Below are 25431 nucleotides of genomic sequence, written 5' to 3'. Positions count from 1 at the left end.
GCTCAGCTCTCGTCCTCGATCCAGCCCATGGTCCGGTCGACGGCCTTGAGCCAGTTCTTGTACTCACGGTCGCGGGTCTCCGCGTCCATGCGGGGGGTCCACTCGGCGGCCCGGCGCCAGTTGGCGCGCAGTTCGTCGGTGCTGGACCAGAAGCCGACGGCGAGGCCGGCGGCGTAGGCGGCGCCGAGGCAGGTGGTCTCTGCGACCATCGGACGCACCACCGGCGCGTCGAGGACGTCGGCGAGCGTCTGCATCAGCAGGTTGTTGGCGGTCATGCCGCCGTCGACCTTGAGCGCCACCAGCTCGTCGCCGGAGTCCTTGACCATGGCGTCGGCGATCTCCCGCGTCTGCCAGGCGGTGGCCTCCAGGACGGCGCGCGCGAGGTGCGCCTTCGTCACGTACCGGGTCAGACCGGCGATCACACCGCGGGCGTCGGAGCGCCAGTGCGGGGCGAACAGGCCGGAGAAGGCCGGCACGAAGTAGGCGCCGCCGTTGTCCTCGACCGAGAGCGCGAGCGTCTCGATCTCGGCGGCGGTGGAGATCAGGCCCATCTGGTCGCGCATCCACTGCACCAGGGAGCCCGTGACGGCGATCGAGCCCTCCAGGGCGTAGACCGTGGGGTGCTCGCCGATCTTGTAGCCGACGGTGGTCAGCAGACCGGCGTAGGAGTTGATGATCTTGTCGCCGGTGTTCATCACCATGAAGGTGCCGGTGCCGTAGGTCGACTTGGTCTCGCCCTCGGCGAAGCAGCACTGGCCGAACAGGGCCGCCTGCTGGTCGCCGAGCGCGGAGGCGACCGGGATGCCGCCGAGCAGGTCGCCGAGCCGGCCGCCGGTGATCTCGCCGTAGACCTCGGCGGAGGAGCGGATCTCCGGCAGGATCGCCAGCGGGACGCCGATGGACTCGGCGATCTTCTCGTCCCACTCCGTGGTGTGCAGGTTCATGAGCAGGGTGCGGGAGGCGTTGGTCACGTCGGTGACGTGCTTGCCGCCGTCGACACCACCGGTCAGGTTCCAGATGACCCAGGTGTCCATGGTGCCGAAGAGGATGTCGCCCGCCTCGGCGCGCTCGCGCAGACCGTCGACGTGGTCGAGCAGCCAGCGGGCCTTGGGGCCGGAGAAGTACGAGGCCAGCGGGAGGCCGGTCTCGCGGCGGAAGCGGTCCTGGCCGACGTTGCGGCCCAGCTCGCGGCAGAGGCCGTCGGTGCGGGTGTCCTGCCAGACGATGGCGTTGTGGACGGGCTCACCGGTGTTCTTGTCCCACAGCACGGTGGTCTCGCGCTGGTTGGTGATGCCGATGGCCTTGATGTCGTCGCGGGTGATGCCGGCCTTCTGGATGGCTCCGGCGACGACTTCCTGGACGTTGGTCCAGATCTCGTTGGCGTTGTGCTCGACCCAGCCCGGCTTCGGGAAGATCTGCTCGTGCTCCTTCTGGTCGACGGAGACGATGCGGCCGTCCTTGTCGAAGACGATGCAGCGCGAGGAGGTCGTGCCCTGGTCGATCGCCGCGATGAAGGGGCCTGCGGTGTGGGCGTCGGTCACTGTGTGCTCCTGAAAGATCCGTGGTGATGAGGCTGTAGTACGGCGCGTGCTGGAAGACTCGGTGCTTCGGCGAGACTTCTTTAAGCGAAGGCGACGTTGTAGATGCCTGCAGCGATCGCGCCGCCGATCAGCGGACCGACCACCGGGATCCAGGCGTAGCTCCAGTCGGAACCACCCTTGTTGGGCAGCGGCAGCAGGGCGTGCACGATGCGCGGACCCAGGTCACGGGCCGGGTTGATCGCGTAGCCCGTCGGGCCGCCGAGCGAGAGACCGATCGACACCACCACGAGCGCGGTGATCAGACCGCCGAGGATGCCGAGGCCGTTGCCCTTGTCGTTCAGGCCCTGGGTGAGGACCGCGAGGATCAGCACCACGGTGCCGATGATCTCCGTGGCGAGGTTCTGCACCGCGTTCCGGATCTCCGGACCGGTGGAGAAGATGCCGAGGACCGGGCCGGCGCCCTTCTCCTGGGCTTCGACCGCCTTGGCGGTGGTGGCCTGCGCGCCCGGACCGCCGACGATCTCCTTGTCGGTCAGGTGCGCCTGGAACTGGCCGTAGTAGGTGACCCACACCAGGGCCGCGCCGATCATCGCGCCGAGCAGCTGGCCGGCGAAGTAGGTCGGAACGTTGCTCCAGTCGCTGTCCTTGATGGCCAGGGCGACGGTGACGGCCGGGTTCAGGTGGGCACCGGACAGCGGTCCGGAGATGTACACGGCCGTCATGACGGCGAAGCCCCACCCGAAGGCGATGGCGAGCCAACCGGCGTTACGGGCCTTGGAGGCCTTCAGCGTGACAGCGGCGCAGACGCCGCCGCCGAGCAGGATGAGTATGGCGGTACCGATGGTCTCGCCGATGAAGATGTCGGAGCTGGACACCCGCGACTCCTTTGTCCTTCGTCCAGGGGTAAGCCCGAACCCCGGGTCCCTCCGGTGGTTCTGGCGCCCTCGGGGGTGAGAGCGATGCCGGCCCTTGGCGTTGTCACACTCTAGCGCGTATTGCCGGTAGGTGTTCGACAATGCCGACCGATGGACGGGAGTCTTGCTTCGGCGTTACGCGTGCGTCAAGAGTTCTGTTATCGAAAACAGGATCGTTATTGATCGCTGCGGGTTATCGACCTTCGTGCGCCGACGTACGATCTAGCCCATTTGTCCATTTAAGGGTAGATCGACAGCCGGGGCGCCGCCTGGCGTCCCGGCGTTCCGCTCGTACCGGCAGTGGTGGCCGCGCCGGGCGCTCTCCGCCGTCGGACGTGCTCGGCACACCTGCGGATGCCCGGGATTCTCGGGGCCGCGGAAGCCAGGGGCCCCCAGGGCGCCCGGGGATCTCAGGACGCCCGGGGATCTCAGGGCGACTGCGGTTGTCGGCGCTCGCGGTGCGCACGGCGCGCATGGCGCTCCAGGCGCGCACGGCGGCGTTCCAGGCGAGGGCGCTCCGGAGGCGCACGGCGCTCGCCGCGTTTCTCGAGGGTCCCGGCGCTGTGCGGCGGCTCGGCCGCCGCCGTTCAGAACCGCCCGGCGCCCAGGTCCCGGGAGACCGCGCGGGCGCAGTCCCGCACCGCCGCGATCAGCTCCGGGCGCAGCTCGCCGTCCCGGCCCAGCCGCTCCACGGCGCCGGTGATGCCGACCGCGCCCACGGGCATGCGGCGCCGGTCGTGGATGGGGGCGGCGACCGACGCCACGCCCTCCCAGGTCTCCTCCACGTCGGCCGCGTAGCCACGCGCGCGCGTGACGTCGAGGAGCCGCTCGAAGTCGCCGGGGTCGCACACCGTGCGGTCGGTGAAGGGCTTGCGGTCGGCCTCCAGCGCCTCGCTGTGCGCCACCGGGTCGTACGCCGAGAGCACCTTGCCCAGCGCCGTGGAGTGCAACGGCTGCATGGCCCCGATCTCCAGCACCTGCCGGCTGTCGTCGGGCCGGAAGACGTGGTGCACGATCAGGACCCCCTGCTGGTGCAGGACCCCCAGGTAGACGCTCTCGCCGCTGGACCGGGCCAGATCGTCGGTCCACACCAGGGCGCGCGCCCGCAGCTCGTGCACGTCCAGGTACGTGGTGCCGAGGCGCAGCAGCTCCGCGCCCAGCTGGTAGCGGCCGGAGGCGTCGTCCTGCTCCACGAACCCCTCCTGCTGGAGGGTGCGCAGGATGCCGTGGGCGGTGCCCTTGGCGAGGCCCAGTGACGAGGCGATGTCCGAGAGGCCGAGCCGTCGCTCGCCGCCCGCGAGCAGCCGCAGCATCGCCGCCGCCCGTTCGAGCGACTGGATGTTCCGTGCCATCGCCGTCCTGCCTCCGTCCCCTCGACTGCCCACACGGCGAAGTCACCGTTCGGCAATGTCGAACACTACCGGTCCATGCCGACCGACCGCTAATGGTCGGACGACACCTGTTACATCACACGTGACCCGAGCGTGGCATCCGGGCCACGCGCGTCCGCCACGTGGACGCGGCATCCGGGCCACCCGTGTCCGTCTCGTGGACGCCGGTGCCCATCCAAGCCGACTCCCGGTTACGCTGGCGCCGTGCGGCACCCCCGCTGGCGGGGGCAGCCGCATAGCCGACAGCCGTCGCATCTCAGGGAGCCCCTACATGGCCTCGTCGCCAACGACCCCTTCCGCCGACAGCCGGACCCGTGTGTCCGCGCTCCGTGAGGCGCTCGCCACCCGTGTGGTGGTCGCCGACGGAGCCATGGGCACGATGCTCCAGGCCCAGGAGCCGACCCTCGAGGACTTCCAGAACCTCGAGGGCTGCAACGAAATCCTCAACCTCACCCGCCCCGACATCGTCCGCTCCGTCCACGAGGCGTACTTCGCCGTGGGCGTCGACTGCGTCGAGACCAACACCTTCGGGGCCAACCACGCGGCCATGGCGGAGTACGAGATCGCCGACCGCGTCCACGAACTGTCCGAGGCCGGTGCCCGCATCGCCCGCGAGGCGGCCGACGCGTACACCGCCGGCGACGGCCGGCAGCGCTGGGTCCTGGGCTCCATCGGCCCCGGCACCAAGCTGCCCACCCTCGGCCACGTGCCCTTCGTGACCCTCCGGGACGGTTTCCAGAGCAACGCCGAGGGCCTCCTCGGCGGCGGCGCCGACGCCCTGATCGTGGAGACCACCCAGGACCTCCTCCAGACCAAGGCCTCCGTCCTCGGCGCCCGCCGTGCCATGGACGCCCTCGGCGTCGAGGTCCCCCTCCTCGTCTCCATGGCCTTCGAGACCACCGGCACCATGCTCCTCGGTTCCGAGATCGGCGCCGCGCTCACCGCGCTGGAGCCGCTCGGCATCGACATGATCGGCCTGAACTGTTCCACCGGCCCCGCCGAGATGAGCGAGCACCTGCGCTACCTCACCCGGCACTCCCGCATCCCGCTGCTGTGCATGCCGAACGCCGGTCTGCCGGTCCTGACCAAGGACGGCGCCCACTTCCCCCTCGGCCCCGAGGGCCTGGCCGAGGCCCAGGAGAACTTCGTACGCGACTACGGTCTCTCCCTCATCGGCGGCTGCTGCGGCACCACGCCCGAGCACCTGCGCCAGGTCGTCGACCGGGTCCGGGGCGTCACCCCGCCCGAGCGCCGGCCGCGCCCCGAGCCCGGCGCCGCCTCTCTCTACCAGACCGTCCCGTTCCGCCAGGACACCTCCTACCTGGCCATCGGTGAGCGCACCAACGCCAACGGCTCCAAGAAGTTCCGCGAGGCCATGCTGGAGGCCCGCTGGGACGACTGCGTGGAGATGGCCCGGGAGCAGATCCGCGAGGGCGCGCACATGCTCGACCTGTGCGTCGACTACGTCGGCCGGGACGGCGTCGCCGACATGGAGGAGCTGGCCGGCCGCTTCGCCACCGCCTCCACCCTGCCGATCGTGCTGGACTCCACCGAGGTCGACGTGATCCAGGCGGGCCTGGAGAAGCTCGGCGGCCGCGCGGTGATCAACTCCGTGAACTACGAGGACGGCGACGGCCCCGACTCCCGGTTCGCCAAGGTCACCAAGCTGGCGCGCGAGCACGGCGCCGCCCTGATCGCGCTCACCATCGACGAGGAGGGCCAGGCCCGCACCCCGGAGAAGAAGGTCGAGATCGCCGAACGGCTGATCGCGGACCTGACCGGGAACTGGGGCATCCACGAGGAGGACATCCTCATCGACACCCTGACCTTCACCATCTGCACCGGTCAGGAGGAGTCCCGCAAGGACGGCATCGCCACCATCGAGGCGATCCGCGAGCTGAAGAGGCGGCACCCGGCCGTCCAGACCACACTCGGCCTGTCGAACATCTCCTTCGGCCTCAACCCGGCCGCCCGCATCCTGCTGAACTCCGTCTTCCTGGACGAGTGCGTCAAGGCGGGCCTGGACTCGGCGATCGTCCACGCGAGCAAGATCCTGCCGATCGCCCGCTTCGACGAGGAGCAGGTCACCACCGCCCTGGACCTGGTCTACGACCGCCGTGCCGAGGGCTACGACCCCCTCCAGAAGCTCATGCAGCTCTTCGAGGGCGCCACGGCGAAGTCCCTGAAGGCCGGCAAGGCCGAGGAGCTGGCCGCGCTGCCCCTGGAGGAGCGGCTCAAGCGCCGGATCATCGACGGCGAGCGCAACGGCCTGGAGCGGGACCTGGACGAGGCCCTCCAGGACCGTCCGGCGCTCGACATCGTCAACGAGACCCTGCTGGACGGCATGAAGGTCGTCGGCGAGCTGTTCGGCTCCGGACAGATGCAGCTGCCGTTCGTCCTGCAGTCCGCCGAGGTCATGAAGGCCGCCGTCGCCCACCTCGAACCGCACATGGAGAAGTCGGACGCCGAGGGCAAGGGCACCATCGTGCTGGCGACCGTCCGCGGGGACGTGCACGACATCGGCAAGAACCTCGTCGACATCATCCTGTCCAACAACGGCTACAACGTCGTCAACCTCGGCATCAAGCAGCCGGTCTCCGCGATCCTGGAGGCGGCCGAGGAGCACCGGGCCGACGTCATCGGCATGTCCGGGCTCCTGGTCAAGTCCACGGTGATCATGAAGGAGAACCTGGAGGAGCTGAACCAGCGCGGCCTCGCCGCCCGCTTCCCGGTCATCCTCGGCGGCGCCGCCCTCACCCGGGCCTACGTCGAGCAGGACCTCCACGAGATCTACCAGGGCGAGGTCCGCTACGCCCGCGACGCCTTCGAGGGCCTGCGCCTGATGGACGCCCTGATCGGCGTCAAGCGCGGCCTGCCCGGGGCGAAGCTGCCCGAGCTGAAGCAGCGCCGGGTTCGGGCCACGGCCGCCGTCCAGGTCGAGGAGCTGCCCGAGGCGGGGCACGTCCGCTCCGACGTCGCCGTCGACAACCCCGTGCCCACCCCGCCGTTCTGGGACACCCGGGTCGTCAAGGGCATCCAGCTCAAGGAGTACGCGAGCTGGCTGGACGAGGGCGCGCTGTTCAAGGGCCAGTGGGGGCTGAAGCAGGCCCGCACCGGCGAGGGGCCGACCTACGAGGAACTGGTCGAGACCGAGGGCCGGCCCCGGCTGCGCGGCCTGCTCGACCGGCTCCAGACCGACAACCTCCTCGAAGCGGCCGTCGTCCACGGCTACTTCCCCTGCGTGTCCAAGGACGACGACCTGATCATCCTGGACGAGCAGGGCAACGAGCGCACCCGCTTCACCTTCCCGCGCCAGCGCCGCGGGCGGCGCCTGTGCCTGGCCGACTTCTTCCGCCCGGAGGAGTCGGGCGAGACGGACGTGGTCGGCCTCCAGGTCGTCACCGTCGGCTCGCGCATCGGCGAGGAGACCGCCAAGCTCTTCGCGTCCAACTCCTACCGCGACTACCTCGAACTGCACGGCCTGTCCGTCCAGTTGGCCGAGGCGCTCGCCGAGTACTGGCACGCCCGCGTCCGGGCCGAACTCGGCTTCGGCGGCGAGGACCCGGCCGACATGGAGGACATGTTCGCCCTGAAGTACCGGGGTGCCCGCTTCTCCCTCGGCTACGGCGCCTGCCCCGACCTGGAGGACCGCGCCAAGATCGCCGACCTGCTGCGGCCCGAGCGGATCGGCGTCCACCTGTCCGAGGAGTTCCAGCTGCACCCCGAGCAGTCCACGGACGCGATCGTGATCCACCACCCGGAGGCGAAGTACTTCAACGCACGGTGACGTGTGTCGCACCCCCGCACACTGATCGGATAAGTCGTACACTTATCGGTCCACCGCAGGCCGGTTCCCTGTCCGGGAGCCGGCCTGGTCGTCCCCAAGGAGGTGCGCCCGGATGACCAGCACGGTCCCCGCGCTCGGAACCCGTACGGCCGAAGGCTCTGCTCTGCAGGCGGTACTCCTCGACATGGACGGCACCCTGGTGGACACCGAGGGCTTCTGGTGGGACGTCGAGGTGGAGGTCTTCGCCTCCCTCGGACACCCCCTGGACGAGACCTGGCGCCATGTCGTGGTCGGCGGCCCCATGACCCGCAGCGCGGGCTTCCTGATCGAGGCCACCGGCGCCGACATCACCCTCGCCCAGCTCACGGTCCTGCTCAACGAGGGGTTCGAGGACCGCATCGGCCGCGCCCTGCCGCTGATGCCGGGCGCCGCCCGGCTGCTCGCCGAGCTGTACGAGTCCGAGACCCCGACCGCCCTGGTCTCCGCCTCCCACCGGCGCATCATCGACCGCGTGCTGTCCGTGCTGGGCCCGCACCACTTCGCCCTCTCCATCGCCGGGGACGAGGTCTCGCGCACCAAGCCCTTCCCGGACCCGTACCTCCTCGCCGCCGCGGGACTCGGCGCGGAACCGGCCAGGTGCGCCGTGGTCGAGGACACCGCGACCGGGGTCGCCGCCGCCGAGGCCGCGGGCTGCCGCGTGGTCGCCGTACCCTCCGTCGCCCCCATCGGTCCGGCCGCGGGACGCACGGTGGTCTCCTCCCTGGAAGAGGTCGACCTGGCATTTCTGCGGGGTCTGATGACGGAAATGCACTAGCCGTTCACGGGCGGTATCCCCGGGCCCGGTGAGACCGGGGGAGCGCAAAGCCCAATGGCCGCGCTGGACATATATCCGGGGAAGTACACCCGAGTGGAATTCGGCGCGATCCGCGCGGCCGAATTCCACTGACCGGCCACACAGTTGGCGGTGTGACGTTCCCCACGCCAAGGGGGCTCGACAACGTTGGCCAAGTGTGCTGACCGGCCCCGATCCCCCACTTTCGGCGTGACCTTGTGTCCCGATTGATGGGAAGCTGCACTAATCCTGCCGCTGTCGGGTTTTCGGTGCGTCCGCGACCGGTTCCACTGCGTGATGAGGGGTCAACTCACGCGGCTGTGAACCCCCCTGCGAGCGCGGACTAATCTCGTCGCGAGAACATCGCCTAGTACCCCCGTGATCCGCCGCACCACCCCTGCATGCCGGATACACGGACCCGAACAGCTCTGGAGAAACTCCCGCATGAACCGCAAGACTTTGGTGCTGCCGGCGGTGGCCGGCCTGCTCACCCCGGTTCTCGCCGCGTGCGGCGGATCCGACAGCGGGAGCAAGAGCGGTGACGCCATCGTCGTCGGTACCACGGACCAGTTCACGGCCACCAAGGACGCCCCGGCACCCCTCGACCCGGCCTACGCCTACGACGTCGGCACCTGGAACATCCTGCGCCAGTCCGTGCAGACCCTGATGGCGCAGCCCAAGGGCGAGGGCGAACCCGTGCCGGACGCCGCCGAGAGCTGCTCCTTCACCGACAGCGGCAGCGAACGCTACGCCTGCAAGCTGCGCGAGGGCCTGCAGTTCGCGAGCGGCGACCCGGTGACCGCCAAGGACGTCAAGTACTCCATCGAGCGTGTCCTGCGCATCAACGCCGAGGGCGGTCCCTCCGCCCTGCTGAACACCATCGACACCATCGAGACGCAGGGTGACCGCGAGATCGTCTTCCACCTGAAGACGGCCGACGCCACCTTCCCGTACAAGCTGTCCACCCCGGTCGCGGGCATCGTCAACCCCGCGGACTACGCGAAGGACAAGCTCCGGGACGGCTTCGAGATCGACGGCTCCGGCCCGTACACCTTCAAGGCCGACGTCAAGGACGACGCGATCGCCAGCGCCACCTTCACCAAGAACCCTTCCTACAAGGGCAGCGTGCAGGTGAACAACGGCAAGGTCGAACTGCGCGCCTTCACCGACGCCGACGCCATGGGCGAGGCGATCGACAAGGGCGACATCGACGTGATGACCCGCACCATGTCGCCCGCGCAGATCCAGAAGCTGGACGCCGGCAGCGACGACAACGTCGACCTGGTCGACATGCCGGGCCTGGAGATCCGCTACCTGGCCTTCAACACCACCGCGTCCACGGTCAAGTCCAAGGCCGTACGCCAGGCCATGGCCCAGCTCATCAACCGCGGCGAGCTGGTCTCCAAGGTCTACGGCACCCAGGCCGAGCCGCTGTACTCGCTGGTCCCGGCCACCGTCACCGGCCACTCCAACTCGTTCTTCAACAAGTACGGCAACCCCAGCGTCGACAAGGCCAAGTCCCTGCTGACCAAGGCCGGCATCACCACCCCGGTGAAGCTGACCCTGCACTACACCACCGACCACTACGGCTCGGCCACCAAGCAGGAGTTCGAGGTGCTGCAGAAGCAGCTCAACGGCAGCGGCCTGTTCGACGCCTCCATCGAGGGCCACAACTGGTCCACCTTCCGCCCCGCCGAGCGGAAGGGCGAGTACGACGTCTACGGCATGGGTTGGTTCCCCGACTTCCCGGACGCCGACAACTTCCTGGCGCCGTTCCTCGACAAGGACAACTTCCTCGGCCTGCCGTACTCCAACAACACCATCCAGCGGTCGCTGATCCCGCAGTCGCGCCGCGAGGCCGACCGGCTCGGCGCGTCCAAGAGCCTGACGGAGATCCAGGACACCGTCGCCGAGGACGTCCCGCTCCTGCCGCTGTGGCAGGGCAAGCAGTACGTCGCCGCCCGCGACGACATCACGGGCGTGGCCTACGCCCTCAACTCCTCCTCCACGCTTCAGCTGTGGGAGCTCAGCCGCGGCGTGAGCGACTGACGTCTCCCCGCACCCGGGGCCGAGCACGACCCGGCCCCGGGGCCCGGGACCAGCGACGCCTGGCCCGGGCCCGCGCAGTGACGGCAGGACCCCCCAAGTGAAGACGCGCGACCTGGAGCAGCTGACCGCCGGCCACGGCACGGGAGCGGCTGACGACGCCGGACACGGCACGGGGCGCCCCTCCCGCACACGGGAGGGGCGCCCCTCGTCCTGCGACCGCTGCCACCCGGCCGGCTACTGCGCGCCGGGACGCACCAGACCGCTCTCGTACGCGTACACCGCCGCCTGCACCCGGTCCCGGAGCCCCAGCTTGGTGAGGACATGCCCCACATGCGTCTTCACCGTCGTCTCGCTGACGAACAGATCCGCCGCGATCTCGGCGTTCGACAGCCCACGCGCCACCAGCTTCAGCACCTCCACCTCACGGTCGGTGAGGGTGTGCAGGGTGTCCGGCACCGGCTCCTCACCGGACGGCAGATGCGTGGCGTACTTGTCCAGCAGCCGCCGCGTGATGCTCGGCGCCAGCATGGCCTCACCGGCCGCCACCACCCGGATCGCCTGCACCAGCTCGTCGGCCGGCGCGTCCTTGAGCAGAAACCCGCTGGCCCCGGCGCGCAGCGCCTCCACCACGTACTCGTCCAGGTCGAACGTGGTCAGCACCAGCACCTTCGCCGGGCCGTCCCGGCCGGGCCCGGTGATCTGCCGGGTGGCTTCGACGCCGTCCATCCGCGGCATCCGGATGTCCATCAGCACGACATCCGGTTGCAGGGCTCGTACCTGGTCGAGGGCCTGCAGACCGTCACCGGCCTCACCCACGACCGCGAGATCCTGCTCCGCCTCCAGGATCATCCGGAAACCGGTACGCAGCAGGGGCTGGTCGTCGACCAGTAGGACGCGGATGGCCACGGGACACTCCTTCGCTAGTCCGGCCCCATTCTGCCCTGCGCCGGTCCGCCGGTTCACACCGTCCCGGACTCCGCCCCGCCCACCGGCAGCGGGTAGGGCGGGGGAGTGCCGCCGAACTCCGGGCAGTGCGCCTGATGGTCGCACCAGCCGCACAGCTTGGTCGGCCGCGGCCGCCAGTGCCCCGTCTCCGTCGCCTGCCTGATGGCCTCCCACAACGCGTGCAGCTTGCGCTCCACCCGCTCCAGGTCGGCGAGGACCGGGTCGTACGTCAGCACGTCCCCGCTGCCGAGATAGACCAGCTGCAGCCGGCGCGGCACGACCCGCTTCAGCCGCCAGACGACCAGGGCGTAGAACTTCATCTGGAACAGCGCGCCCTCGGCGTACTCCGGGCGCGGGGCCTTGCCCGTCTTGTAGTCGACGATCCGCACCTCGCCCGAGGGCGCCACGTCCACCCGGTCGATGATTCCGCGCAACCGCAGCCCCGAGTCCAGCTCGGCCTCCACGAACAGCTCCCGCTCGGCCGGCTCCAGCCGCGTCGGGTCCTCCAGCGTGAACCAGCGCTCCACGAGCCGCTCGGCCTCGGCCAGCCACCCGGCGAGCCGCTCTCCGTCCGGGTCGTCGGCGAACAGCTCGGTCACCTCCGGGCGGCTCTCCCGCAGCCGGTCCCACTGTCCCGGGATCAGCGCCTTGGCCCGCGGCGCGGTCCGCTCGCCGGCGGGCGCGTCGAACAGCCGCTCCAACACGGCGTGCACCAGCGTGCCCCGCGTCGCCGCCGCGCTCGGCTTCTCCGGCAACCGGTCGATCACCCGGAACCGGTACAGCAACGGACACTGCATGAAGTCACTCGCTCGGGACGGCGACAACGAGGTCGGCGCGACGGCACCCCGCTTCCCGGCCACGGCTTCCCCGGGCTCGGCCACGCCCCCCACCGCCTGCCCGGGCACGGTTTCCCCGGCCACCGCTCGTCCCGGCGCCGCGTCCCCGGGGCGCGCTGCGTCGCCGCCACCGTCGCTGTCGTCGCCCGACGCCGGGCCGCCCGTGCCCCCGGCACCGCTCTCCCCGGCACCGCTCCCGAGGGCGCCGCCCGCCGGATCGGCCGCCGCTCCGTCCGCGCCGATCCCGCCCCCGGGCAGGGGCGCTGCCTCGTCGATGCTGCTGTCCATGTCCACAGACCATACGGCCCACCACTGACAGTGACCCAGTCCCCGGCCGGCGTCAGCCACCCGAGCCCGGGGCAAACACAAGGGGTGCCGGGGCGAAACGTGCCACCAAGGCCGCATACCATCGACCAGAGACCCTTCCGCCCGGCAGGTGCGGAAGACGCTTCGAACGAGGGGAAACCGTGGACGTGAGCGGCGGGAGCGGGCAGCCGCGGTCCGGCAACGACGAGCCGGCCGGGCACTCGACGGACGCTACGGCCCCGGCGGCCGGACCCACCGACCACCCCGGCCCCGAACCCCAGCCCCCGGCACCCCGCCACCCCGCCCCGCCCCCCGCCGGGACCGAGGCGAGCAGCACCGAGCCCCCCGGCCCGACGGCGGAAGAGCGAGACCCCGCCACACCCGACGAGCCCCCCGCGGACGGCGCACCCGGCACATCCGGCCCGGCCCCCGAGCCCACCCCGGACAGCGCGCCCCAGCACCCCGGCCAGGCCGCCGCACCAGGCCCGGCCCGTCCGCCGGCCGCGCCCCGGCCCGCCGGCGCCGACGGCCCGGCCCGCCCGCAGGGCCCGGCCGAGCCGGACCACCAGGGCCACGACGCCGCCCCCGACCACCGTTCCCTCGCCCACTCCGGCATCGCCAAGGGGCAGCCGCCCGAGCCGCGGCGCAAGGAACCCGGCGGGGGCATCCTCATGGGGCGCCCCTTCGGCGTCCCCGTCTACGTCGCACCCAGCTGGTTCCTCGTCGCCGCCCTGATCACCTGGGTCTTCGGCGGACAGCTCGACCGCGTCCTGCCCGAGCTGGGCGCCGCCCGCTACCTCGTCTCCCTCTTCTTCGCCGTCGCCTTCTACGCCTCCGTCCTGGTCCACGAGCTGGCCCACACGGTCGCCGCGATCCGCTTCAAGCTCCCCGTGCGCCGTATCCAGCTCCAGTTCTTCGGCGGTGTCTCGGAGATCGAGAAGGAAGCCGAGACCCCGGGCCGCGAATTCGTCCTGGCCTTCGTCGGGCCCCTGCTCTCCCTCGTGCTGGCCGGCCTGTTCTACCTCGCCATGAAACCGGTCGAACCCGGCACCGTCCCCGGGGTGCTCCTCGCCGGCCTCATGATCTCCAACCTCATCGTGGCGATCTTCAACCTCCTCCCCGGCCTGCCCCTCGACGGCGGCCGCATGCTCCGCGCCGTCATCTGGAAACTCACGGGCAAACCGATGAGCGGCACCATCGCCGCCGCCTGGGTCGGCCGCGCCCTCGCCGTCTCCGTCCTGATCGGCCTGCCCCTGCTCAACTCCTCCGGCGCCCTCGGCGGCGGCAACGAGGACGTCGGCGGCATGGACACCGTCACCGACGCCCTGCTCGCCGCCATCCTCGCGGCGATCATCTGGACCGGCGCCGGCAACAGCCTCCGCATGGCCCGCCTGCGCGAGCACCTCCCCGAACTCCGCGCCCGCACCCTGACCCGCCGGGCCGTACCCGTCGAGAACGACACCCCGCTCTCCGAGGCGCTGCGCCGCGCCAACGCCGCCGGAGCACGCGCCCTCGTCGTGGTGGACGCCGACGGCAACCCGCTCTCCCTCGTCCGCGAGGCCGCCATCGTCGGCGTCCCCGAACACCGCCGCCCCTGGGTGGCCGTCAGCGGCCTCGCCCAGGACCTGACCGACGGCATGCGCGTCTCCGCCGAGCTGGCGGGAGAAGACCTGCTGGACGCCCTCCGCGCCGCCCCGGCCACCGAGTACCTCGTGGTCGAGGAGACCGGCGAGATCTACGGCGTCCTGTCGGCGGCCGACGTCGAGCGCGCCTTCGTGAAGGCCATGGCCAGGCCCACCCCGTAGTGGTCCGCGACCCCCGCAAAGGCCGGTAGTCTGTTCACATGTCCGAACCGACCGGTGCCGCCCGCAGGCGCGGGCCCTTCAAGGTCGGGGACCAGGTACAGCTGACCGACCCCAAGGGTCGCCACTACACGTTCACGCTCGAAGCCGGGAAGAACTTCCACACCCACAAGGGCTCCTTCCCGCACGACGAACTGATCGGCGCTCCCGAGGGCAGCGTTGTCCGCACCACCGGCAACGTCGCCTACCTCGCGCTGCGCCCCCTGCTCCCCGACTACGTCCTGTCCATGCCCCGCGGGGCAGCCGTCGTCTACCCGAAGGACGCGGGGCAGATCCTCGCCTTCGCCGACATCTTCCCCGGCGCCCGCGTCGTGGAGGCCGGCGTGGGCTCCGGCTCGCTCAGCAGCTTCCTGCTGCGGGCCATCGGCGACCAGGGCATGCTGCACTCCTACGAGCGCCGCGAGGACTTCGCCGAGATCGCCCGGCAGAACGTCGAGCGCTACTTCGGCGGCCCGCACCCCGCCTGGCAGCTCACCGTCGGCGACCTCCAGGACAACCTGTCCGACACCGACGTCGACCGCGTCATCCTCGACATGCTCGCCCCCTGGGAATGCCTGGAGGCCGTCTCCAAGGCACTCGTCCCCGGCGGCATCCTGTGCTGCTACGTGGCCACCACCACCCAGCTCGCCCGGACCGTGGAGTCCATCCGCGAGATCGGCTGCTTCAACGAGCCGACCGCCTGGGAGACCATGATCCGCAACTGGCACATCGAGGGCCTGGCCGTCCGTCCCGACCACCGCATGATCGGTCACACCGGCTTCCTGCTCACCGCCCGCCGCCTCGCCGACGGCGTCGAGCCGCCCATGCGCCGCCGCCGCCCCGCCAAGGGCGCCTACGGCGAGGACTACGCCGGCCCCAACGCCGACGCCGGCGCCGGCCGCTGACCCACCACGCGCGCGCAGGCAACGCAAGGGCGCCGTGGCCGAGTTCCCACCCACCGACGGGAACTCCGCCACGGCGCCCATCCGTTGATCCGGCGTCCACACCGGCACCGGCACCGCCGCCCCGCACACAGGGCGTGCCCCCGGTCGGCGATCCCCGACCCCGCCGTTCCCCCGCACTGTGACGTGTGGCACCATGCAGGCCATCCCACCGGCACAGCCCTCACAGGAGACACTCCTCGTGCAGCAATCCGCCGTTCCGGAGCTCGCCCACACCCACACCCGGCCCATCCACTGGGTCGCCACCGCCACGGCCGTCGCCGGCGTCGTGGCGCTCTCCTCCGTCGTCCAGCCCGGATCGGCCACCGCCGCCCAGACCGCCCCCGGCACAGCGGCCGGGCCCGCCCCCGCGGCCGCCGCACCACCCGGCACCACCGGTGTGCACTTCCCCCTGGACTGCGGCCCCGTCAAAGCCGTCGTGGCCAAGAAGGCCACCGGAGACCTGGACGGCGACGGCAGGCCGGAAACCGTCGCCGTGGTGCACTGCGACGCCCCCATGGGCACCCCGCCCGACGGCGTCTACGTCCTCACCCGCTCCGCGGACGGCGGCACCCCCCGCGTGGTCGCCACCCTCGTGCGGCCCGAGGAACGGCTCACCGTCACCGACTTCACCGTCCGCGCGCGTGCCGTCTCCGCCACACTGCTCGGCTACTCCTCGGACTCCGTGCCCAGTTGCTGCCCCGACACGAAGACCCCGGCCGCATGGCGGTGGAACGGCGACGCCTTCCTCCGCTCCACGCCGGCCGGGGCCCACAGCGTCTGAACCGGACTCACTCCGTGTCGGGCCCGTACACCTCGACCTTGTCCGAAACCCGGCGCACGTGAATGCACTCGCCGGGACACTCCTTCGCCGAGTCCACCACGTCCGTCAACAAGGGCAACGGCACCGGCACGGTCGCCCCCGGAGCCTGCAGCAGCTCGTCGTCCGCGCCCTTCACATAGGCCAGCCCGTCGATGTCCAGCTCGAACACCTCGGGGGCGTACTGGGCACAGATCCCGTCGCCGGTACACAGGTCCTGGTCGATCCAGACCTCCAGCGCCTCGCCGCCCCGGCCCTCCTGCTGCACGGTCATCTCTCCTGCCGTCGGTTCGCCGGACGGCCCGGCCACCCAAGGGCCAGCCAGGTCCGCTCCAGCGGCTGTTGAACACCCTCGACCCTACCTCCGCCCGCATCGCGTCCGGGTTCGACCGCTTCGGGTTTCCCGCCCCGCCCCCTCGGGTACCAGCGCCGGACCGGGAGAGGGGTGCCCCGGCGGCCGGGTCGATCACTTCAGGCCGCCCCCCACAGTGACATCAACCGCCCGATCCGTCGCTCTGCGTGATGATCGTACGAGCGCCCTGCGTGCTGCCCGCACACCAGCCGACCAGCCCGTGAGCGGACAACTCCGGCCAGTCCTGGCGGGTATTGACCACGCAATGCATGGAACAAGCTGCTTTCCCCTCACGTTCAGTGGGTATCCCCTCCGTGCGAGGGAGTGAGCAGCGGGTGACCGACGACACACCTTGACAGTCATTGTGATCTAGGGGTTTCAATCGACACCCACCCAGGTAGGGTCTGGAAGCGTCCAGCTCCCCTTGGAGGAGGTGAGGACCGTGGCAGCCCACGACGACGACATGAACCGCGGCATCCGCCCGGGACGCGGGTCCGACGACCCGGCCGGGCAGATCGCCTACCTTGAGCAGGAGATCGCCGTCCTGCGCCGCAAGCTCGCCGACTCTCCGCGACACACGAGGATTCTCGAAGAGCGGATCGTCGAGCTGCAGACCAACCTGGCCGGCGTGTCCGCCCAGAACGAGCGACTGGCCAACACTCTCCGCGAGGCCCGCGACCAGATCGTGGCCCTCAAGGAGGAGGTCGACCGGCTCGCCCAGCCACCGGCAGGCTTCGGTGTCTTCCTGCAAGCCAACGAGGACGGCACCGCAGACATCTTCACCGGCGGCCGGAAACTCCGGGTCAACGTCAGCCCCAGCGTCGAACTCGACGACCTGCGGCGCGGCCAGGAAATCATGCTCAACGAAGCGCTCAACGTGGTCGAGGCCATGGAATTCGAGCGCGTCGGCGACATCGTCACCCTCAAGGAGATCCTCGAGGACGGCGAGCGCGCCCTCGTACTGGGGCACACCGACGAGGAACGGGTGGTGCGGCTCGCCGAGCCGCTGCTGGACGTCACCATCCGCCCCGGCGACGCCCTCCTGCTCGAACCCCGCTCCGGCTACGTCTACGAGGTCGTCCCCAAGAGCGAGGTCGAGGAACTCGTCCTCGAAGAGGTCCCCGACATCGGCTACGAGCAGATCGGCGGCCTCGGCAACCAGATCGAGGCCATCCGCGACGCGGTCGAGCTGCCCTATCTCTACCCCGACCTCTTCAAGGAGCACGAGCTGCGCCCGCCCAAGGGCGTCCTGCTCTACGGCCCCCCCGGCTGCGGCAAGACACTCATCGCCAAAGCCGTCGCGAACTCGCTGGCCAAGAAGGTCGCCGAGGTCACCGGTCAGGCCGCCGGGAAGAGCTTCTTCCTGAACATCAAGGGTCCGGAGCTCCTCAACAAGTACGTCGGTGAAACCGAACGACAGATCCGCCTCGTCTTCCAGCGCGCACGGGAAAAGGCCAGCGAAGGCACCCCCGTGATCGTCTTCTTCGACGAAATGGAATCCCTCTTCCGCACCCGCGGATCCGGTGTCAGCTCGGACGTGGAGAACACCATCGTCCCCCAGCTGCTCGCCGAGATCGACGGCGTGGAAGGTCTCCAGAACGTGGTCGTGATCGGCGCCTCCAACCGCGAGGACATGATCGACCCCGCCATCCTGCGCCCCGGCCGGCTCGATGTGAAGATCAAGATCGAGCGCCCCGACGCGGAAGCGGCGAAGGACATCTTCGGCAAGTACCTCACCGAACGCCTCCCGCTCCACGCCGACGACCTCGGCGAACACGGCGGGGACAAGGCCACCACCGTCCAGAGCATGATCCAGACGGCGGTCGAGCAGATGTACGCCGAATCCGAGGAGAACCGCTTCCTGGAGGTCACCTACGCCAACGGTGACAAGGAAGTCCTGTACTTCAAGGACTTCAACTCCGGCGCCATGATCGAAAACATCGTCGGCCGCGCCAAAAAGATGGCGATCAAGGACTTCCTGGAAAAAACTCAGAAGGGTCTGCGCGTCTCCCACCTCCTCCAGGCGTGCGTGGACGAATTCAAGGAGAACGAGGACCTCCCCAACACGACCAACCCCGACGACTGGGCCCGCATCTCCGGAAAGAAGGGCGAACGGATCGTCTACATCCGTACCCTCATCACCGGAAAGCAGGGCGCGGACACCGGACGCTCCATCGACACGGTGGCGAACACCGGTCAGTACCTGTAACAGCAGGGCGGCTGCGGGTGCCCTCGACGGGTACCCGCAGCCGACTGCTTTCCAGGCCACGACCGGAGCAGCGAATGACGCAAATGATCTCCCCACCAGCGCAAAGGCGTTCTAGGCTCGTTCCTACCGCCGAGTCGCGCAGTGCGGGGACGGGCACCGCACACGCACCGGAGCGCCAGCGGTACTTGAGCGGCGCCCACGACCGAGGGTGCCGCCGGGCAAGGAGGGCCGCATGACCGTACGGCGAGTAATGGGCATCGAGACGGAGTACGGGATCTCCGTCCCCGGCCACCCCAACGCCAATGCCATGCTCACCTCGTCCCAGATCGTCAACGCCTACGCGGCGGCGATGCACCGGGCCCGCCGGGCCCGCTGGGACTTCGAGGAGGAGAATCCGCTGCGGGACGCGCGAGGCTTCGACCTCGCCCGGGAGGCCGCCGACGCCAGCCAGCTCACCGACGAGGACATCGGCCTCGCCAACGTGATCCTGACCAACGGCGCACGTCTCTACGTCGACCACGCCCACCCCGAATACAGCGCCCCCGAGGTCACCAACCCCCGCGACGCCGTCCTCTGGGACAAGGCCGGCGAACGCATCATGGCCGAGGCCGCCGAACGGGCCGCACAGCTCCCCGGCGCCCAGCCGATCCACCTCTACAAGAACAACACCGACAACAAGGGCGCCTCCTACGGCACGCACGAGAACTACCTGATGAAGCGGGAGACCCCCTTCTCGGACATCGTGCGCCACCTCACGCCCTTCTTCGTCTCCCGCCAGGTCTTCGCCGGAGCGGGCCGCGTCGGCATCGGCCAGGACGGCCACGAGCACGGCTTCCAGCTCAGCCAGCGCGCCGACTACTTCGAGGTCGAGGTCGGCCTGGAGACCACGCTCAAGCGCCCGATCATCAACACGCGCGACGAGCCGCACGCCGACGCCGAGAAGTACCGCCGCCTCCACGTGATCATCGGTGACGCGAACCTGTCGGAGATCTCCACCTACCTCAAGCTCGGCACGACCGCCCTGGTCCTGTCCATGATCGAAGACGGCTTCATCGCCGTCGACCTCGCCGTCGACCAGCCGGTCCGCACCCTGCACCAGGTCTCCCACGACCCGTCCCTGAAGCGTCTGGTCACCCTCCGCAGCGGACGCACGCTCACCGCGGTCCAGCTCCAGATGGAGTACTTCGAACTGGCCCGCAAGTACGTCGAGGAACGCTTCGGGGCCGACGCCGACGACCAGACCAAGGACGTCCTCAGCCGCTGGGAGGACACCCTCACCCGGCTGGAGAACGACCCCATGAGCCTCGCCGGCGAACTCGACTGGGTCGCCAAGCGCGAACTCATGGAGGGCTACCGCCGCCGCGACGACCTCGACTGGGACGCCGCCCGGCTCCACCTGGTCGACCTCCAGTACGCCGACGTACGCGCCGAGAAGGGGCTCTACAACCGCCTCGCGGCCCGCGGGCGCATCAAGCGGCTCCTGGACGAGGCCGAGGTCGACACGGCCCGCACGAAGCCACCGGAGGACACCCGCGCCTACTTCCGCGGACGCTGTCTGGAGCAGTACGCCGACGACGTCGCCGCGGCCAGCTGGGACTCGGTCATCTTCGATCTTCCCGGCCGGGACTCCCTCCAGCGCGTTCCAACCCTGGAACCGCTACGCGGAACGCGAAATCACGTCAAGGAGCTGCTGGACCGCTGCCGCACGGCGGAAGACCTGGTCAGGGTCCTGTCGGGCGGCTGAGCACGATCAGCGGGTACTCGTACCGCCCCGGGCGGGCAGGGTGGAAATCCCCCCGCCCGGGAATCATCGAGGTGGCCCCCGCACGTTGTGGAAACTGCGGGGCCGATGTCGGACCCGGCCTATAGGGTCTGATCATCACCGATCGGCAGGCGAACTGAGCGGGGTGAGGGACATGGCAACGAAGGACACCGGCGGCGGCCAGCAGAAGGCCACGCGTTCCACCGAAGAGGTCGAGGAGCAGGCGCAGGACGCGCAGGCCCAGGACGACCTGAAGGAACGGCACGAGAAGCTGTCCGACGACGTGGACTCCGTGCTGGACGAAATCGATGACGTCCTCGAGGAGAACGCAGAGGATTTCGTGCGCTCATTTGTGCAAAAGGGTGGAGAGTAAAGCCGACTTGGTCGCCTTGCCTTCGAAGTGAAGGTGGCGGGGGAGTCGGGTGGTTGAGGAGCCGAACGCGAAGGCATGCGGGAAGCGCGGGCGCGATCTGCCCCCCGCCCCCTTCGCCGAGGACCGGAATCGGCGTGACGGCCCGCGGGTGCACTGCCGGGAGCGCGTGGCGGAGTACAGCGCCGCGCACTCCCGGCGGCGCCAGGCCGCGTACGGCCTCACCGAGGCCGAGCGTGCCGCGCCAGACCGCCTCCCAGGGGGCGTCCGTCGTTCGTACCCGGCCGCCGTGCCCGCACATGTGGATCACTGCCATGAGACGGGTAGGGTCCGAGGCGTACTGTGCTTCAGCCGCAATGCCGCGCTGGGGCAGTTCAAGGATCAGCCCGAAGCCATAAGGCGGGCTGCTGCATACGTGGAAGGAAACGCGTGGAAGCCAACACTCGTAGCACCGGGCGTCTACCAGCTGCCTTCCTGACGCCAGGGTCCTCGTCCTTCGTGGACTTCCTCTCCGAGCACCAGCCCGAGCTGCTGCCAGGGAAGCGCCAGCTGCCGCCCACGCAGGGTGTGATCGAGGCGCCGCACGGGACGACCATCGTGGCCGTGACGTTCCCGGGGGGCGTGGTGCTCGCCGGTGACCGCCGGGCCACCATGGGCAATGTCATCGCCCAGCGGGACATCGAGAAGGTGTTCCCGGCCGACGAGTACTCGGCGGTGGGTATCGCCGGCACGGCCGGTCTGGCCGTGGAGATGGTCAAGCTCTTCCAGCTGGAGCTGGAGCACTTCGAGAAGGTCGAGGGCGCCCAGCTGTCGCTGGAGGGCAAGGCGAACCGGCTGTCGACGATGATCCGGGCGAATCTCGGCATGGCGATGCAGGGACTGGCGGTCGTGCCGCTGTTCGCGGGGTACGACGTCGACCGGGAGAGGGGACGGATCTTCTCGTACGACGTGACGGGTGGCCGTTCCGAGGAGCACAACTTCGCGGCGACGGGTTCGGGCTCGGTCTTCGCGCGGGGTGCGATGAAGAAGCTGTTCCGTGACGACCTGTCCGAGCAGCAGGCCACCACGCTGGTGGTGCAGGCTCTGTATGACGCGGCTGACGACGACTCGGCGACCGGTGGTCCCGATGTCGCCCGCCGGATCTACCCGATCGTCACCGTGATCACCGAGGACGGTTTCCGTCGGCTCACCGATGAGGAGTCGTCGGAGATCGCGCGCGCGGTGCTGCAGAAGCGGCTGGAGGAGCCGGACGGTCCCAAGGCCGCCCTGCTCTGAGCGCGGGCCCGGTTCTTATCAAGGTGATCCAGTGACCATGACAGAAAGGGACGGATAACCGGTGTCGACGCCGTTCTATGTCTCACCTCAGCAGGCCATGGCCGACCGGGCGGAGTACGCCCGCAAGGGCATCGCCCGTGGCCGCAGCCTGGTCGTGCTGCAGTATGCCGACGGCATCGTGTTCGTCGGCGAGAACCCGTCCCGTGCGCTGCACAAGTTCAGCGAGATCTATGACCGGATCGGCTTCGCGGCGGCCGGCAAGTACAACGAGTACGAGAATCTGCGCATCGGTGGCGTCCGCTACGCCGACCTGCGGGGCTACACGTACGACCGTGACGATGTCACCGCTCGTGGTCTGGCGAACGTGTACGCGCAGACACTGGGCACGATCTTCTCCTCGGCGGCGGAGAAGCCGTACGAGGTGGAGCTGGTGGTGGCCGAGGTGGGGGAGACCCCCGAGGGCGACCAGATCTACCGGCTGCCGCACGACGGTTCCATCGTCGACGAGCACGGGTCGGTCGCGGTGGGCGGCAATGCGGAGCAGATCAGCAGCTTCCTGGATCAGCGTCACCAGGACGGCATGAGCCTCGCCGAGGCGCTGAAGCTGGCGGTGCAGGCGCTGTCGCGGGACACCAACGGCAGTGAGCGGGAGATCCCGGCCGAGCGGCTGGAGGTGGCGGTTCTGGACCGTACGCGCCCGCAGAAGCGCAAGTTCAAGCGCATCGTGGGCCGGCAGCTCGGCCGGCTGCTGGAGGCGGACGGTGCGAGCACGGAGGCGGAGAGCTCCGAGGAGGAGTGATCCCTTCTCGCCCCGCGGTGCCCCGGTCGGTTCTCCGGCCGGGGCACCGGTCGTTCTAGGGGGCTCGTGGCGGGGCCGTGGAGCCCCGGACGACCAGTTCGACCGGGATGTCGCCGCCGTCCGGCCGTCGGCCGTCCAGGACGGCCAGCAGGGCCTGCATGCCGCGTTCGCCGAACAGCTCGGCGTCGAGTCGGACGGTGGTCAGTTCGGGGTCGAGGGCGGTGGCGAGGGCGAGGTCGTCCAGGCCGGTGACGGAGATGTCGTCGGGGATGCGCAGGCCGAGGCGGCGCAGTGCCTTGTAGGCGCCGGCGGCGAGTTTGTCGTCGTCGCAGACGATCGCGGTGGGCCGGGGGCCGGGTGCGGTGAGGGCGGTCTCGGCGGCGGTGAGGGCTCCGTCGATGGAGATGGGGGCGCGGGCCGTGCGGATCTCGGTGCCGGGGACGGCGGCCATGTGCGCGGCGAGTTCCTTCGCGCGTACCTCGAAGGTCCAGGAGGGGACGTCGGCGGCGAGGTGGAGTATCCGGCGGTGGCCGAGGCCGAGCAGGTGCGTGGCGACCTGGCGGACGCCGTCGGCGATGTCGAGGTTGACGGTCGCGGCGCCGAGGCTGCCGGTGGGGTCGCTGTCGAGCATGACGAGGGGGAGCTGGTCGCCGCGGATGGCGGTGAGGGCGTCGGCGGCCATGGAGGAGGCGATGACGCCGTCGAGGGCGGCCTGGGCGGAGGCGAAGGGGTCGCGGGCGGGCCCGATGCCTTCGGGTGAGGGGTAGAGGACGACGCCGAAGCCGTGTTCGGCGGCGACGCGTGCGGCGCCGGTGTAGACGCCGGCGAAGAACTCCGTGGTGAGGGCGGGGACGACGAGGAGGACGGTGCGGGTGCGGCCGAGGCGGAGGTGGCGGGCGGCGAGGTTGGGGCGGTAGCCGAGGTCGCGTGCGGCGTTGCGGACGCGTTCGGCGGTGGTCTCGGAGACCCGGCCGCGCCATTTGTCGCCGAGCACGAGGGAGACGGCGGCCTGGGAGACGCCGGCCGCGAGGGCGACGTCCCGGCTGGTCGGGCGCGTGCTGCTGCGTGCCACCGTGGGGGCGCTCCTTCGTCTGGACGTGCGAACAGCGCACATGGTACGTATGGAGAGGGACGTTATACGTAACACTTCGGGCCGTCGAGGCGTCCCGGGCGAGCCACGGAAGGGCAGGACATGGCCACGGGATATCTGGAGATCCTGAAGGCGAGGCATGCGCTCCGGCTGCTCACGGGCACGCTGGTGGGCCGGCTGCCCAACGCCACCGCCGCGATCGCCCTGGTGCTCTTCGTCCGGGCGGAGGGCGGCACCTACAGTCTGGCGGGCGCCCTCGCGGCCGTGTACGGCGTCGCCAACGCGATCGGCCAGCCGGTGCTGGGCCGGCTCGTGGATCTGTACGGCCAGCCGCGCGTCCAGTTGCCCGCGGCCGTCCTCGCGGCCGCCGCCATGACCGTCTTCGCCTCGGCCGGGACCGACCCGCTGCCGCTCGCCTACGGGGCGGTCGCGGCGGCGGGGCTGTTCACCCCGCCTCTGGAGGGCGGCCTGCGGGCGCTGTGGCCGTCGGTGCTGCGCCGTGAGGAGCAGGTGCACACGGCGTACGCGATGGACGCGATCGCGCAGGAGGTCATGTTCACGGTCGGGCCGCTGCTGGTGACCGTGTGCGTGTCCCTGTGGGACGAGCGTGCCGCCCTGCTCGTGCTGAACGTCCTGGGCGTGCTGGGCGCTCTGTCGGTGGTGATGTCGCCGCCGTCGCGTGCGTGGCGTTCGGCGCCGCGTGAGGCGCACTGGCTGGGTGCTCTGCGTTCGCCCGGTCTGCTCGCCCTGCTCGCCGCGTTTCTGTTCGTCGGCATCGCGCTGGGCTCCATCACGGTGGCCGCGGTGTCGTACGCCGACGGGCACGGTGGTGACGCGGTCTACGGCTGGCTGATGGCCGGGCTGGGGCTCGGGGCGCTGGCCGGTGGCAGTGTGTACGGCGCCCGTCGGTGGGCGGGGGCGCCGGAGCGGCGACTGCGGGTGCTGGTGGCCCTTCTGGCGGTGTGTTACCTGCCGTTGATGCTGACACCCGGAGTCGTGGCCATGGTGTTGCTCAGCGTGGTCTCGGGGGTGTTCCTGGCGCCCTGCATCGCGTGCGCCTTCATCATCGTCGACCGGCATGCGCCGAGGGGGACCGTCACCGAGGCGTTCTCCTGGCTCGTGACGACGTTCACCGTGGGCGCCTCGGTCGGAACGGGCCTGGCGGGCCCGGTGGTCCAGGCGGGTGGCACCCTGTGGGGCTTCGCCCTGCCGGGGGCGGCCGGGGCGGTGTCGTTGCTGGTCCTGCTGGCCACCGGAGGGGTCCTCGCAGCTCCCGCACGGGGCGAGGTCGTTGCGGCTTCATCGGAAAATGATCCAAATCGTGCTGTCGAACCCCGTTTCAGCTCGGGGGATCGGGCGTAATGTTCCCTC

20 protein-coding genes are annotated in these 25431 nt (G+C 70.3%); 13 read left to right on the top strand and 7 right to left on the bottom strand.

The genetic code is table 11. From position 1 onward, the window contains the following. Positions 1-2 precede the first annotated feature (2 nt). The 3 genes from glpK to ACZ7KF_RS13700 form a co-directional block, all read right to left on the bottom strand. Positions 3-1541 (bottom strand): glycerol kinase GlpK, encoded by a 1539-nt coding sequence (gene glpK, locus ACZ7KF_RS13710; protein ID WP_471073016.1) that lies wholly within the window; start codon positions 1539-1541, stop codon positions 3-5. An 80-nt stretch (positions 1542-1621) separates the two neighbouring features. After that, the gene (locus ACZ7KF_RS13705; RefSeq protein WP_225822096.1) at positions 1622-2416 is read right to left on the bottom strand and encodes an MIP/aquaporin family protein; all 795 of its coding nucleotides are present in this window, start codon (positions 2414-2416) and stop codon (positions 1622-1624) included. A 626-nt stretch (positions 2417-3042) separates the two neighbouring features. Further along, positions 3043-3807, bottom strand: a complete 765-nt coding sequence (locus ACZ7KF_RS13700; RefSeq protein WP_471073012.1) for an IclR family transcriptional regulator — start codon at positions 3805-3807, stop codon at positions 3043-3045. 310 nt (positions 3808-4117) lie between these two features. On the opposite strand from ACZ7KF_RS13700, the gene metH reads away from it, so the two are divergent. The 3 genes from metH (at position 4118) to ACZ7KF_RS13685 (ending at position 10514) form a co-directional block, all read left to right on the top strand. Next, positions 4118-7633, top strand: coding sequence for a methionine synthase (metH, locus tag ACZ7KF_RS13695; RefSeq protein WP_471073009.1), 3516 nt, complete (start codon positions 4118-4120; stop codon positions 7631-7633). A gap of 112 nt (positions 7634-7745) precedes the next feature. Continuing rightward, complete coding sequence (locus ACZ7KF_RS13690) at positions 7746-8447, top strand: HAD family hydrolase (protein WP_471073007.1); 702 nt, start codon at positions 7746-7748, stop codon at positions 8445-8447. Positions 8448-8909: 462 nt separating this feature from the next. Continuing rightward, positions 8910-10514 (top strand): ABC transporter substrate-binding protein, encoded by a 1605-nt coding sequence (locus tag ACZ7KF_RS13685; protein WP_471073004.1) that lies wholly within the window; start codon positions 8910-8912, stop codon positions 10512-10514. Between the two features lie 234 nt (positions 10515-10748). Here the strand turns inward: ACZ7KF_RS13685 and ACZ7KF_RS13680 are convergent, their stop codons facing one another. Both ACZ7KF_RS13680 and ACZ7KF_RS13675 read right to left on the bottom strand, forming a co-directional pair. Then, a complete protein-coding gene (locus tag ACZ7KF_RS13680; RefSeq protein ID WP_365703869.1) occupies positions 10749-11420 on the bottom strand; it encodes a response regulator transcription factor in 672 nt (223 codons plus the stop codon). A gap of 53 nt (positions 11421-11473) precedes the next feature. Further along, the gene (locus tag ACZ7KF_RS13675; protein WP_471073000.1) at positions 11474-12583 is read right to left on the bottom strand and encodes a RecB family exonuclease; all 1110 of its coding nucleotides are present in this window, start codon (positions 12581-12583) and stop codon (positions 11474-11476) included. A gap of 179 nt (positions 12584-12762) precedes the next feature. On the opposite strand from ACZ7KF_RS13675, the gene ACZ7KF_RS13670 reads away from it, so the two are divergent. From ACZ7KF_RS13670 to ACZ7KF_RS13660, 3 genes are all read left to right on the top strand, one after another. Further along, entirely contained in the window at positions 12763-14406 is a 1644-nt protein-coding gene (locus ACZ7KF_RS13670) for a site-2 protease family protein (protein WP_471072997.1), read from the top strand. A gap of 38 nt (positions 14407-14444) precedes the next feature. Further along, on the top strand, positions 14445-15347 hold the full coding sequence (locus ACZ7KF_RS13665; RefSeq protein ID WP_397961375.1) for a tRNA (adenine-N1)-methyltransferase: 903 nt from the start codon (positions 14445-14447) through the stop codon (positions 15345-15347). Between the two features lie 238 nt (positions 15348-15585). Continuing rightward, complete coding sequence (locus ACZ7KF_RS13660; RefSeq protein WP_471072994.1) at positions 15586-16167, top strand: hypothetical protein; 582 nt, start codon at positions 15586-15588, stop codon at positions 16165-16167. Positions 16168-16174: 7 nt separating this feature from the next. Here the strand turns inward: ACZ7KF_RS13660 and ACZ7KF_RS13655 are convergent, their stop codons facing one another. Further along, on the bottom strand, positions 16175-16477 hold the full coding sequence (locus ACZ7KF_RS13655) for a ferredoxin (RefSeq protein WP_471072991.1): 303 nt from the start codon (positions 16475-16477) through the stop codon (positions 16175-16177). Positions 16478-16997: 520 nt separating this feature from the next. Here ACZ7KF_RS13655 and arc point away from each other — a divergent pair. The 6 genes from arc to prcA all read left to right on the top strand — a co-directional run bounded on the left by arc (position 16998) and on the right by prcA (position 22970). Further along, positions 16998-18764, top strand: a complete 1767-nt coding sequence (gene arc, locus ACZ7KF_RS13650) for a proteasome ATPase (RefSeq protein WP_225822086.1) — start codon at positions 16998-17000, stop codon at positions 18762-18764. A gap of 232 nt (positions 18765-18996) precedes the next feature. After that, positions 18997-20508, top strand: a complete 1512-nt coding sequence (dop, locus tag ACZ7KF_RS13645; protein WP_471072988.1) for a depupylase/deamidase Dop — start codon at positions 18997-18999, stop codon at positions 20506-20508. A 172-nt stretch (positions 20509-20680) separates the two neighbouring features. Then, positions 20681-20899, top strand: a complete 219-nt coding sequence (locus ACZ7KF_RS13640; protein ID WP_225822085.1) for a ubiquitin-like protein Pup — start codon at positions 20681-20683, stop codon at positions 20897-20899. Between the two features lie 49 nt (positions 20900-20948). Further along, entirely contained in the window at positions 20949-21374 is a 426-nt protein-coding gene (locus ACZ7KF_RS13635; protein ID WP_471072983.1) for an endonuclease VII domain-containing protein, read from the top strand. After that, the gene (gene prcB / locus ACZ7KF_RS13630) at positions 21326-22171 is read left to right on the top strand and encodes a proteasome subunit beta (RefSeq protein ID WP_471072980.1); all 846 of its coding nucleotides are present in this window, start codon (positions 21326-21328) and stop codon (positions 22169-22171) included. The genes ACZ7KF_RS13635 and prcB overlap by 49 nt, the downstream gene beginning before the upstream one ends. Before the next feature lie 61 nt (positions 22172-22232). After that, positions 22233-22970 carry a proteasome subunit alpha gene (prcA, locus tag ACZ7KF_RS13625; protein ID WP_471072977.1) on the top strand — a complete coding sequence of 246 codons (738 nt, stop codon included), beginning with the start codon at positions 22233-22235 and terminating at the stop codon, positions 22968-22970. 55 nt (positions 22971-23025) lie between these two features. Here the strand turns inward: prcA and ACZ7KF_RS13620 are convergent, their stop codons facing one another. After that, positions 23026-24042: a LacI family DNA-binding transcriptional regulator gene (locus ACZ7KF_RS13620; RefSeq protein WP_471072974.1), complete on the bottom strand. Its 1017-nt coding sequence runs from the start codon at positions 24040-24042 to the stop codon at positions 23026-23028. A 120-nt stretch (positions 24043-24162) separates the two neighbouring features. On the opposite strand from ACZ7KF_RS13620, the gene ACZ7KF_RS13615 reads away from it, so the two are divergent. Next, positions 24163-25422: an MFS transporter gene (locus tag ACZ7KF_RS13615; protein ID WP_471072971.1), complete on the top strand. Its 1260-nt coding sequence runs from the start codon at positions 24163-24165 to the stop codon at positions 25420-25422. Positions 25423-25431: the final 9 nt, after the last annotated feature.

It is taken from the genome of Streptomyces sp. NPDC038200, from assembly GCF_055600785.1.
This window is presented reverse-complemented; position numbering and strand designations above follow the sequence as displayed.

Excerpts from the sequence above, each read along its gene's own strand:
- ACZ7KF_RS13700 (WP_471073012.1), bottom strand. The coding sequence starts at position 3,807 with ATGGCACGGAACATCCAGTCGCTCGAACGGGCGGCGGCGATGCTGCGG.
- metH (WP_471073009.1), top strand. The coding sequence starts at position 4,118 with ATGGCCTCGTCGCCAACGACCCCTTCCGCCGACAGCCGGACCCGTGTG.
- ACZ7KF_RS13690 (WP_471073007.1), top strand. The coding sequence starts at position 7,746 with ATGACCAGCACGGTCCCCGCGCTCGGAACCCGTACGGCCGAAGGCTCT.
- ACZ7KF_RS13685 (WP_471073004.1), top strand. The coding sequence starts at position 8,910 with ATGAACCGCAAGACTTTGGTGCTGCCGGCGGTGGCCGGCCTGCTCACC.
- ACZ7KF_RS13675 (WP_471073000.1), bottom strand. The coding sequence starts at position 12,583 with ATGGACAGCAGCATCGACGAGGCAGCGCCCCTGCCCGGGGGCGGGATC.
- ACZ7KF_RS13665 (WP_397961375.1), top strand. The coding sequence starts at position 14,445 with ATGTCCGAACCGACCGGTGCCGCCCGCAGGCGCGGGCCCTTCAAGGTC.
- ACZ7KF_RS13655 (WP_471072991.1), bottom strand. The coding sequence starts at position 16,477 with ATGACCGTGCAGCAGGAGGGCCGGGGCGGCGAGGCGCTGGAGGTCTGG.
- dop (WP_471072988.1), top strand. The coding sequence starts at position 18,997 with ATGACCGTACGGCGAGTAATGGGCATCGAGACGGAGTACGGGATCTCC.
- ACZ7KF_RS13640 (WP_225822085.1), top strand. The coding sequence starts at position 20,681 with ATGGCAACGAAGGACACCGGCGGCGGCCAGCAGAAGGCCACGCGTTCC.
- ACZ7KF_RS13615 (WP_471072971.1), top strand. The coding sequence starts at position 24,163 with ATGGCCACGGGATATCTGGAGATCCTGAAGGCGAGGCATGCGCTCCGG.